Source organism: Paracoccus sp. (in: a-proteobacteria) (assembly GCF_035556475.1).
Lineage (GTDB): Bacteria > Pseudomonadota > Alphaproteobacteria > Rhodobacterales > Rhodobacteraceae > Paracoccus.
In genome coordinates this window covers 21,725-30,825 of sequence record NZ_DATMFA010000087.1, presented here as the reverse complement: position 1 = coordinate 30,825, position 9,101 = coordinate 21,725, and the positions used below count along the sequence as shown (strand labels likewise).

12 protein-coding genes are annotated in these 9,101 nt (G+C 67.9%); 7 read left to right on the top strand and 5 right to left on the bottom strand.

Annotated features, from left to right (window positions below; all coding sequences use genetic code 11):
• A partial coding sequence (locus VNQ78_RS11230; protein ID WP_325689294.1) for an electron transfer flavoprotein subunit alpha/FixB family protein occupies positions 1 to 424 on the top strand: 424 nt, incomplete at its 5' end.
• Positions 425 to 588: 164 nt separating this feature from the next.
• A complete protein-coding gene (locus VNQ78_RS11225; protein ID WP_325689693.1) occupies positions 589 to 1,464 on the top strand; it encodes a 3-hydroxybutyryl-CoA dehydrogenase in 876 nt (291 codons plus the stop codon).
• Between the two features lie 61 nt (positions 1,465 to 1,525).
• Here the strand turns inward: VNQ78_RS11225 and plsY are convergent, their stop codons facing one another.
• The 3 genes from plsY to VNQ78_RS11210 are packed head-to-tail and all read right to left on the bottom strand — an operon-like array spanning position 1,526 to position 4,334.
• On the bottom strand, positions 1,526 to 2,110 hold the full coding sequence (plsY, locus tag VNQ78_RS11220) for a glycerol-3-phosphate 1-O-acyltransferase PlsY (protein ID WP_325689691.1): 585 nt from the start codon (positions 2,108 to 2,110) through the stop codon (positions 1,526 to 1,528).
• The gene (pyrC, locus tag VNQ78_RS11215; protein ID WP_325689689.1) at positions 2,107 to 3,378 is read right to left on the bottom strand and encodes a dihydroorotase; all 1,272 of its coding nucleotides are present in this window, start codon (positions 3,376 to 3,378) and stop codon (positions 2,107 to 2,109) included. Before pyrC ends, plsY begins: the two co-directional genes overlap by 4 nt.
• Positions 3,375 to 4,334: an aspartate carbamoyltransferase catalytic subunit gene (locus tag VNQ78_RS11210; RefSeq protein WP_325689687.1), complete on the bottom strand. Its 960-nt coding sequence runs from the start codon at positions 4,332 to 4,334 to the stop codon at positions 3,375 to 3,377. Before VNQ78_RS11210 ends, pyrC begins: the two co-directional genes overlap by 4 nt.
• A 110-nt stretch (positions 4,335 to 4,444) precedes the next feature.
• Here VNQ78_RS11210 and cobA point away from each other — a divergent pair, with 110 nt between their 5' ends.
• The 5 genes from cobA (at position 4,445) to VNQ78_RS11185 (ending at position 7,730) form a co-directional block, all read left to right on the top strand.
• A complete protein-coding gene (gene cobA / locus VNQ78_RS11205; protein ID WP_325689685.1) occupies positions 4,445 to 5,179 on the top strand; it encodes a uroporphyrinogen-III C-methyltransferase in 735 nt (244 codons plus the stop codon).
• 70 nt (positions 5,180 to 5,249) lie between these two features.
• Positions 5,250 to 5,759 (top strand): DUF2478 domain-containing protein, encoded by a 510-nt coding sequence (locus VNQ78_RS11200; protein ID WP_325689683.1) that lies wholly within the window; start codon positions 5,250 to 5,252, stop codon positions 5,757 to 5,759.
• Positions 5,756 to 5,989: a sulfurtransferase TusA family protein gene (locus VNQ78_RS11195; RefSeq protein ID WP_325689681.1), complete on the top strand. Its 234-nt coding sequence runs from the start codon at positions 5,756 to 5,758 to the stop codon at positions 5,987 to 5,989. The genes VNQ78_RS11200 and VNQ78_RS11195 overlap by 4 nt, the downstream gene beginning before the upstream one ends.
• Entirely contained in the window at positions 5,982 to 6,911 is a 930-nt protein-coding gene (locus VNQ78_RS11190) for an AEC family transporter (protein WP_325689680.1), read from the top strand. Before VNQ78_RS11195 ends, VNQ78_RS11190 begins: the two co-directional genes overlap by 8 nt.
• Before the next feature lie 3 nt (positions 6,912 to 6,914).
• Complete coding sequence (locus VNQ78_RS11185; protein WP_325689678.1) at positions 6,915 to 7,730, top strand: crotonase/enoyl-CoA hydratase family protein; 816 nt, start codon at positions 6,915 to 6,917, stop codon at positions 7,728 to 7,730.
• 66 nt (positions 7,731 to 7,796) lie between these two features.
• On the opposite strand, the gene VNQ78_RS11180 is transcribed toward VNQ78_RS11185, so the two are convergent.
• Both VNQ78_RS11180 and VNQ78_RS11175 read right to left on the bottom strand, forming a co-directional pair.
• Positions 7,797 to 8,078 carry an I78 family peptidase inhibitor gene (locus VNQ78_RS11180; protein WP_325689676.1) on the bottom strand — a complete coding sequence of 94 codons (282 nt, stop codon included), beginning with the start codon at positions 8,076 to 8,078 and terminating at the stop codon, positions 7,797 to 7,799.
• 5 nt (positions 8,079 to 8,083) lie between these two features.
• Complete coding sequence (locus tag VNQ78_RS11175; RefSeq protein WP_325689674.1) at positions 8,084 to 8,416, bottom strand: hypothetical protein; 333 nt, start codon at positions 8,414 to 8,416, stop codon at positions 8,084 to 8,086.
• Positions 8,417 to 9,101 lie beyond the last annotated feature (685 nt).

Genomic DNA, 9,101 nt, shown 5'->3' with positions numbered 1-9,101 from the left:
GGCGGCGGACCCGGCGCTTTCCGCCTGGCTCTCGGACGAGGTTGCCGAAAGCGACCGCCCGGAACTGACCTCGGCCAAACGCGTGGTCTCGGGCGGCCGCGGCCTCGCCTCGAAAGAGAACTTCGCGATCATCGAGACGCTCGCCGACAAGCTCGGCGCCGCGGTCGGCGCCTCGCGCGCGGCGGTGGATTCTGGCTATGCCCCGAACGACTGGCAGGTCGGCCAGACCGGCAAGGTGGTGGCGCCCGAGCTTTACGTCGCCGTCGGCATCTCCGGCGCCATCCAGCACCTCGCGGGGATGAAGGACAGCAAGGTCATCGTCGCCATCAACAAGGACGAGGAAGCCCCGATCTTCCAGATCGCCGATTACGGCCTCGTCGGTGACCTCTTCACCCTCGTCCCAGAACTCAGCGCCAAACTCTGAGCTTCTCTATTCAACAAATACTCCGGGGGAGATCCCAAAGGGATCGGGGGCAGAGCCCCCGCCCCGCCTCGAAAACCAACCGTCCCCTTGGGGGCGGTTTTTTTGCATTGATCGGCCCGCCCGCTTCTGCCTATCGTCCCGGCGGATCAGTAAGGGATGGGATCATGGCAATCCAGACAGTGGGCGTGATCGGCGCCGGTCAGATGGGGAACGGCATCGCGCATGTCTTCGCGCTGGCAGGCTATGACGTGCTGATGACCGACATCTCGCGCGAAGCCATGGAGAAGGCCGTCGCGCTGATCGAGAAGAACCTCGACAGGCAGGTCAGCCGCGAGAAGATCACCGCCGAGGAAAAAGCGGCCGCGCTCGGGCGGATCCGCACCACCATGGAACTGGCCGACCTTGGCCAATGCGACCTCGTGATCGAGGCCGCGACCGAGCGCGAGACCGTCAAGCAAGCGATCTTCGATGATCTGCTGCCTCATCTGAAGCCCGAGACGATCCTGGCCTCGAACACCTCCTCGATCTCGATCACCCGCCTCGCCAGCCGCACCGACCGGCCCGGCCGCTTCATCGGCGTGCATTTCATGAACCCGGTGCCGGTCATGCAGCTGGTCGAACTGATCCGCGGCATCGCGACGGATGAGGCGACCTATCGCGAATTGCTGGGCGTGGTCGAAAGGATCGGCAAGACCGCCGCCAGCGCCGAGGACTTTCCCGCCTTCATCGTCAACCGCATCCTGATCCCGATGATCAACGAGGCGGTTTATACGCTCTACGAAGGCGTCGGTTCGGTCAAATCCATCGACGAGTCTATGAAGCTTGGCGCGAACCATCCGATGGGTCCGCTGGAACTGGCGGATTTCATCGGGCTCGACACCTGCCTTGCCATCATGAACGTGCTGCATGACGGGCTCGCCGATACCAAATACCGGCCCTGCCCGCTTCTGGTGAAATATGTCGAGGCCGGTTGGCTGGGCCGCAAGACCGGCCGGGGCTTCTATGATTATTCGGGCGAGGTGCCGGTTCCCACCCGCTGACCGGCGGGTGCGATTCCGGGGCTCTGCCCCGGACCCCGGGGTATTTCGGAAACAGTGAAGGTCAGGCCTTGCGGCCGATGCGCGGCTCGCTCCCCGCGATGATGCGGGCGATATTGGCGCGATGGCGGAGGAAGATCAGCACCGCCATGAAGGCAGTGACGGCGGCCATCCGCGCCCCGTCGAGCCAGATCGCGAGGAAAGGCGTCAGCGCCGCGGCGACAAGTGCCGAGAGAGACGAGATCCGCAGGAGCAGCGCCGTCACCAACCAGATTGCGCAGGCCGCGAGGCCCAGCCGCCAGTCGAGGGCGAGGACCGTGCCGAGGAAGGTCGCGACGCCCTTGCCCCCCTTGAAGCCGAGCCAGACCGGGAAGAGATGCCCAAGAAAGGCCGCCGCGCCTGCGAGAAGCGCGGCCTCGGGGCCTGCGAGCCAGCGCGCCAGCAGGACCGCGATCGCGCCCTTGCCGGAATCGAGCAGCAAGGTGGCAAGTGCCGCGGGCTTGTTGCCGGTCCTGAGCACATTCGTCGCGCCGATATTGCCGGAGCCGATCTTGCGCAGGTCGCCCAGACCCAGTGCGCGCGCGATCACCAGCCCGAAGGGGATCGAGCCCAGAAGATAGCCGATGGCCGTCCAGAGGATCAGGGTCATCCCGCCTCTCCGTGGACCCGCCGCCCTCCGACCCAGGTGCCAAGCACCCGCCCCTGCATCCGCGCCCCGTCGAAGGGGGTGTTCTTCGATTTCGAGAGCAGGGTGAAGCGGTCGAGGACGAAGGGCGCATTCGCATCGAAAAGCACCAGATCCGCCGGCAGACCGACAGCTAGGCTGCCCGCCGTCAGCCCGAGGCGCCGGGCCGGGTTGAGCGACATGGCGCGCCAGAGTTGCGGCAGGCTCAGCCCGCCCGAATGGTAGAGGCGCATCGCCGCGGGAAGCAGCGTCTGCAGCCCGACCGCGCCGGGTGCGGCCTCGGCAAAGGGCAGGCGCTTCGATTCCTCGTCCTGCGGGGTGTGGAAGCTGGCGATGACGTCGATCACCCCCTCGGCCACGGCCTCGACCATGGCGAGGCGATCATCCTCGGAGCGGAGCGGCGGGGTGAAGCGGAAGAAGGTCCGGTAGTCGCCGACATCGAACTCGTTCAATGTCAGGTGGTGGATGGAGATCCCGGCGGTCACGTCGAGCCCGGCCTCACGCGCGCGGCGCAGGGCCGGCAGGCTGGCGGCGGTGGTGATCTGGTCGGCATGATAGCGCACGCCGGTCATCGCGACGAGGGCAAGGTCGCGGTCGAGGCCCATCACCTCGGCCATCGGGGAAACCGCCGGCAGGCCATAGAGCGAGGCGAACTTGCCCGAGGTCGCGGCCGCGCCCTTCGAAAGGCCCGGCTCCTGCGGGTGGCCGACGATCACCGCGCCGAGCCCCTTGGCATAGGTCATGCAGCGCGACATCAGCCGGCTGTCGGCCACCACGCGCACCCCGTCGGTGAAGGCCACGGCACCGGCATCCTGCAGGAAGGACATCTCGACCATCTCGCGCCCCTCGCGCGCGCGGGTCAGGGCGGACATGTGGCGGATGTTGACCGGAGCATCGGCGGCGCGACGGGCCGCGAATTCCAGCGATTCCGGGGTGTCGATCGGCGGCAGCGTGTCCGGGCGGGCGATGATGGTGGTGACGCCCCCCGCCGCCGCGGCCAGGCTGGCGCTGCGGAAGCTTTCCTTGTGACGCTCGCCCGGCTCGCCGATCTTGACGCCCCAGTCGACGAGTCCCGGCGCAAGGTGCCGGCCGCCGCAATCAATCAGTTCGGCACCTTCGGGGGCCTCGGCGCCGACCGCGTCGATGCGGCCGTCGCGGACGGTGAGGCTGCCCTCCTCCTCGGTCAAGGCCTCGGGGTCGATCAGGCGCGCGTTCTGGAAATGCAGGATCATGCCATCATCTCCGAGGCGGCGCGGCCGCGTTCGGCGCGCAGGTTCCGCGCCAGCAGGTCCATCGCGGCCATGCGGACGGCCACGCCCATCTCGACCTGATCCTGGATCACGCTGCGGTTGATGTCGTCGGCGATGGTGCCGTCGATCTCGACGCCGCGGTTCATCGGCCCCGGATGCATGACGATGGCGTCCGGCGCGGCCAGCGCCAGCTTTTCGTGGTCGAGGCCCCAGCGGTGGTAATATTCGCGCTCGGACGGGATGAAGCCGCCATCCATCCGCTCTTTCTGCAGGCGCAGCATCATCACCACATCGGCCCCCTTCAGCCCTTCGCGCATGTCCTCATAGACCTCACAGCCCCAGTCGCGCGCGCCCGAGGGCATCAGCGTCGCGGGGCCGACAAGGCGCAGCCGGTTCTCCATCTTGCCGAGGAGGAACAGGTTCGACCGCGCGACCCGGCTATGGGCGATGTCGCCGCAGATCGCGACGGTCAGGCGGTGGAGCCGGCCCTTGGCGCGGCGGATGGTCAGCGCGTCGAGCAGCGCCTGCGTCGGATGCTCGTGCCGGCCGTCACCGGCGTTGAGGACCGCGCAGTTCACCTTTTGCGCCAGCAGATCCACCGCGCCGGATTGCGGGTGGCGCACCACCAGCAGGTCGGGATGCATGGCGTTCAGCGTCAGCGCGGTGTCGATCAGCGTCTCGCCTTTCTTCACCGACGAGGTCTGCATCGACATGTTCATCACATCGGCGCCGAGGCGCTTCCCGGCCAGCTCGAAACTCGACTGCGTGCGGGTCGAGTTCTCGAAGAACATGTTGATCTGGGTCATCCCGGCCAGCGCGTCGGAATGCTTCACGGTGCGGCGGTTCAGGTCGACATAGGTTTCGGCGAGGTCGAGAAGCGTGGTGATCTCGGCCGGGGCGAGAGGCTCGATTCCCAGAAGATGGCGGGCACGGAACATGGCTGTTATCCCCAAGGCACGGTCATGTCCTCTATGGCAAATGCCGCGCCAGGCGGCAAGCAGCGAGGCGGGGCCTTGTGTTCGGGCGGAATTTGCCGCATCGCGGAATCATGAGCGATGGGAAGGGCATTGTCAGTTTCGTTTCGTCGGGTCCGGGGGATCCCGAACTTCTGACGTTGCGCGCCGTCCGGCGGCTTGAAGCGGCGGATGTCGTCCTGTTCGACGACCTCGCCTCCGGCCCGGTCCTTGACCATGCGGGGCCGCAGGCGCAACGCATCGCGGTCGGCAAGCGCGCTGGCCGCCCCTCGGCCAAGCAGGAACATGTGAACGCCCTGCTGGTCGAACATGCCTTGGCGGGCCGTCGCGTCGTGCGCCTGAAATCCGGTGATTCCGGGGTTTTCGGCCGTCTGGAGGAAGAGGTCACGGCGCTGCGGGAACACGGGATCCCATTCGAGATCGTGCCGGGCGTTCCGTCCGCCATGGCGGCGGCGGCGGTCGCGGGACTGCCGCTGACCCGGCGGCTGACGGCGCGCCGGCTGCAATTCGTCACCGGGGCCGATGTCACCGGCAGCCTGCCGCAGGACCAGAACTGGCCCGCCTTGGCCGATCCCCATGCCACCACCGTGGTCTTCATGGGCCAGCGCACCTTTCCGGCCATGGCCGAGGAGCTGATCCGCCGCGGCCTGCCGCCCGACACCCCCGCGCTGCTGGCCGAGGCAGTCGGCCACCCGCATCAGCGCCTTTTGCGCATGACGGTGGCGGGACTCGCGGCGCTTCTCGCCTCCGAAGGGCCAAGCGCGCATCCGGCGCTGATCCTTTACGGCCCGCTGGCCGAGGGGAACTGAGTGGCCCGAACAGCCGTGGTTGCGCCCGCCGCAGCCCGGACTATTCTGGCCGCCTGAAAGGGAGACCGTCATGCTGGGCTTCGTCACCATCACCGAAGAGGCAGGCGCCGCCGACCGGCTGTTGGCCGAGACCGCTGCCGCGCTGGAGGCGCAGGGCCTGCGGCTGGCGGGGGCGGTCCAGCACAATCTGGATCGCGGAGCGGGGCGCGATTGCGACATGGACCTGCGCATTCTCGGGGATGACGGCCCGGCCATCCGCATTTCGCAATCCCTCGGCACCTGCTCAGAGGGCTGCCGCCTCGATACCGGGGCACTGGCGCGCGCCGTCGGCCGGGCCGAGGTGGCGCTGGCCCGCGGCGCCGACCTTGTGATCGTGAACAAGTTCGGCAAGCAGGAAGGCTATGGCCGGGGCTTTCGCGAATTCATCGCCAGCGCGCTTGCCGCCGGCATCCCGGTGCTGCTTGCCGTGCCCTCCGACCAACTTCAGGCCTTCCGCGACTTCGCGGGCGATCTGGCCGAGCCTGTCATACCCGCAGAGGCGATCGGCTGGTGCCGGGTCCGCGCGGGTCAGGCGGCATGAGCGAGCGGATCGACGCGCGCGGCCTCCTCTGCCCGCTGCCGGTGCTGAAGCTGCGCAAGCGCCTTCTTTCCCTTTCGCCGGGCGCGACGGTGATCCTTGTGGCGACCGACCGCGCGGCGGCGATCGACGTGCCGCATTTCTGCGCCGAAGCCGGGCATCATCTGCGCGAAACCCGCGACCTTGGCGCGGGCGCGACCGAATATACCGTCGAACGCGGGCCCGATGCTTGAAATCTTCCTGAAGACCCTGCCCTTTTTCCTGCTGATCGGAACGGGCTGGCTCGCTGGCCGGACCGGCATCTTTCCGCAGGTCGCGACGGCCTGGCTCACGAAATTCGTCTTTTACTTCGCGCTTTCGGCCATGCTGTTCCGCTTTGCCGCCACCGTCGATATCGAGCGGCTTTTCGACCCGGCCTTCGCGCTCGCCTATCTCGGCGGCTCGCTGGCGGTCTGGGCGCTGGCGCTCGGCGTCGGGTTCTGGCGCAGGCTGCCACTGGCCGAGGCCGCGATGGAGGCCCATACCGCCATGATCGGCAATACCGGCTTTCTCGGCGTGCCGATGCTGGTCGTCCTGCTGGGCGAGGGCGCGATCGGGCCGGTGCTGATGGTGCTGACCATCGACCTCGTGGTCTTTTCGACGCTGATCACGCTCATCATCACCGGGGCGAGGCAGGGCCGGATCACGCCGGCCACGATCCTGCCGCTGGCGCGCGGGATCGTTGCAAACCCGATGATCGTCTCGATGGTGGCGGGGCTGATCTGGGCGCGGCTCCATTTGCCGATGCCCGCGCCCGCGGACGAGTTTCTGGTCCTGCTCGGCGCGGCGGCGACGCCCGGCGCGCTTTTCGCCATCGGCGCGAGCCTTGCCGGGCGCTCGGCGGAGCGGCTGGGGCCGGCGCTCTGGCTCAGCTTCGCCAAGCTCGTCCTCCACCCCCTCGCCGTCGGTTTCGCGGCGCTGGTCCTTTTCGACGTGGACCCTTTCGCGGCCGGGGTGATGATCGCCGCCGCAAGCCTTCCCGTCGCGGGCAATGTCTATATCCTTGCCCAGTATTTCGGGGTCGCGGCGCATCGCGTGTCGACGGCCATCCTGATCTCGACCGCGGCCAGCATCGCCACGGTCCCGATCGTCATTCACTGGATCACGCGAGGATAGACCATGCCCGGCATCTCGGAATTGCGGCTGACGAACCTCCTCCTCTCGATTGACGAGGACGGCATTGCCACGCTGACGCTGAACCGCCCGGCCAAGCGCAATGCGCTGGACGCCCAGACGATCGAGGAGCTGATCGGTGTCTTTACCGCCCTGCCCTCCTCGGGGGCGCGGGCCGTGGTCCTGCGCGCCGAAGGGCCGCATTTCTGCGCCGGCCTCGATCTGGTCGAACACGGGCGCGAGGATCGCAGCCCGGCCGAGTTCATGCGCATCTGCCTGCGCTGGCACGAAGCCTTCAACAAGATCGAATATGCCGGCCTGCCGGTCATCGCGGCGCTGAAAGGCGCGGTGGTCGGCGGCGGGCTTGAGCTTGCCTCGGCGGTCCATATCCGGGTCATGGATGGCAGCACCTATTTCGGCCTGCCCGAGGGGCAGCGCGGCCTTTTCACCGGCGGCGGCGCGACGATCCGCGTGCCCGCCCTGATCGGCAAGGCGCGCATGATCGACATGATGCTGACCGGCCGCCTCTATTCCGGGGCGGAGGCCGTGGATGTCGGCCTTGCCCAATATCTGACCGAGGACAGCGAGGCCAAGGCCTACGAACTGGCCCGGCAGGCGGCCAAGAACACGCCGCTGTCGAATTTCGCCGTCTGCTCGGCGATCTCGCATATGCAGAACATGTCGGGCTTCGATGCCGCCTATGCCGAGGCGATGGTGGCGGGCATCGTCAACACGCAGGCGGCGGCGCGGGACCGTCTGGACGCCTTCGCCCGCGGCACCGCGCAGAAGATCACGCCGGAGGCGCCGAAGGACAAGCCGTGACCTTGGGCGACCGGCTGCTCCGAAAGGAAAAGGCGCGGGGATTTTCCCGCGCCTTTCGCATTCGTCCTAGTAGCAGCCGACGCGGCTGATCCTGTTGTCCTTGCCGGTCTCGATATTCAGCCGGTCAAAGCGGAAATCCATGGTGACCGGCTGGTTCGGGCCGATCACCCGCGTTCCCTCGGGCAGGGTCATTCCGTCAAGGACGGATTTGGGCTGCCCGACCAGCCCCTCGAATTTCTTCGCGCCACAAGCATCATCGCCCGGAGGCAGGCCGGGGGCGGCTGGTTGCTGGGCCTCGGTGCAACCCGCGAGGATCACCAGAGGAAGTGCCATCAGGATCAAGCGCATGTCGATCACCCACAATCGATGTTGTAAATATTGCCCGAGGCATCAAGCCGGAACACGATGCGCAGCGGGTCGTATTCCTGCGGCTCGATGCCGCGATATTCGACGACGCGATATTCGCGCGTGATGCCGAGGCCGGGGATCACGGCACCGGGCTGGCCCAGCGCCGAGACATAGTTCTTGGCGTGGCAGGCATCGGGTTCGCGCGATTCAAGGCCACTGACCCCGGCAACGGGCGTCATCGGAATCGGCGCCACCGTCGGCAGGGGCTCCGGCGCCGGCGCCGGGGCACAGGCTGCCAGCGGAGCAAGGGCGGCAAGGACGAGGAGGGGTCGAATCATCGCGAAGTCATCCAGCATGCAAGGAAATTTCATCCGCGCATCATAGGGGTGCGGGACGGGAAATTGAAGCCGCGCCATCGGATCGACCGCGGATCGTGACCTCCGCGCCGCAGCAATGTGGCGGGCACGCCCCTCGCATCCGGGCGGCGCTGCACCACCAGCGGCACGGGCCGGCCGGCAGCAGGACGCTCCTCCAGCGGGCCGGAGCTGCACCGGGCCCCTCGGCCACAAGGTTCGATCCGTCCTCGCGCGCAGGGGACCTCGATTGCCCCTAGTGAAACCCTGGCATCAGGTCGCGATCCGTCCCCGCGCGCAGGGGATCTCGCGAGCCGATGCCGTCGCGCCATCGGTGCGCGCGGCGGTGGCAGGGAGAGCGATGGCGACGGACAAAACCGATCGATTTCCCTGCGGCTGCGCCTAGGTATAGCGGTGAAGGATGTCGCACATCTGCTCTCGCGCATGGGGGAGCTGGCTCTGACCACCCTGAAGCCCGGACTGATGCCGCACACCCGCCCCCGCGCAGGGGGAGCGAGCTTTCTTGCCCGCTCTCCGCGACGGCCCCCTCGCGCGGGGGAGCGAGGCAATCCCGAGGCCCCGCTGACTGCCGGAGCCCACGGCCCCCTCGCGCGCGGGGGAGCGAGTTGTAAGTGAAACTGGCCAGCGCGCCGAACTGGGCCCGGCGCGC

What these genes read in the sequence shown, in the direction of transcription:
- plsY (WP_325689691.1), bottom strand. Translation starts at nt 2,110, where the DNA reads ATGACCCTGATCCTCTGGACGGCCATCGGCTATCTTCTGGGCTCGATC.
- cobA (WP_325689685.1), top strand. Translation starts at nt 4,445, where the DNA reads ATGAGCGATGGGAAGGGCATTGTCAGTTTCGTTTCGTCGGGTCCGGGG.
- VNQ78_RS11225 (WP_325689693.1), top strand. Translation starts at nt 589, where the DNA reads ATGGCAATCCAGACAGTGGGCGTGATCGGCGCCGGTCAGATGGGGAAC.
- VNQ78_RS11185 (WP_325689678.1), top strand. Translation starts at nt 6,915, where the DNA reads ATGCCCGGCATCTCGGAATTGCGGCTGACGAACCTCCTCCTCTCGATT.
- VNQ78_RS11190 (WP_325689680.1), top strand. Translation starts at nt 5,982, where the DNA reads ATGCTTGAAATCTTCCTGAAGACCCTGCCCTTTTTCCTGCTGATCGGA.
- pyrC (WP_325689689.1), bottom strand. Translation starts at nt 3,378, where the DNA reads ATGATCCTGCATTTCCAGAACGCGCGCCTGATCGACCCCGAGGCCTTG.
- VNQ78_RS11210 (WP_325689687.1), bottom strand. Translation starts at nt 4,334, where the DNA reads ATGTTCCGTGCCCGCCATCTTCTGGGAATCGAGCCTCTCGCCCCGGCC.
- VNQ78_RS11175 (WP_325689674.1), bottom strand. Translation starts at nt 8,416, where the DNA reads ATGATTCGACCCCTCCTCGTCCTTGCCGCCCTTGCTCCGCTGGCAGCC.
- VNQ78_RS11180 (WP_325689676.1), bottom strand. Translation starts at nt 8,078, where the DNA reads ATGCGCTTGATCCTGATGGCACTTCCTCTGGTGATCCTCGCGGGTTGC.
- VNQ78_RS11200 (WP_325689683.1), top strand. Translation starts at nt 5,250, where the DNA reads ATGCTGGGCTTCGTCACCATCACCGAAGAGGCAGGCGCCGCCGACCGG.
- VNQ78_RS11195 (WP_325689681.1), top strand. Translation starts at nt 5,756, where the DNA reads ATGAGCGAGCGGATCGACGCGCGCGGCCTCCTCTGCCCGCTGCCGGTG.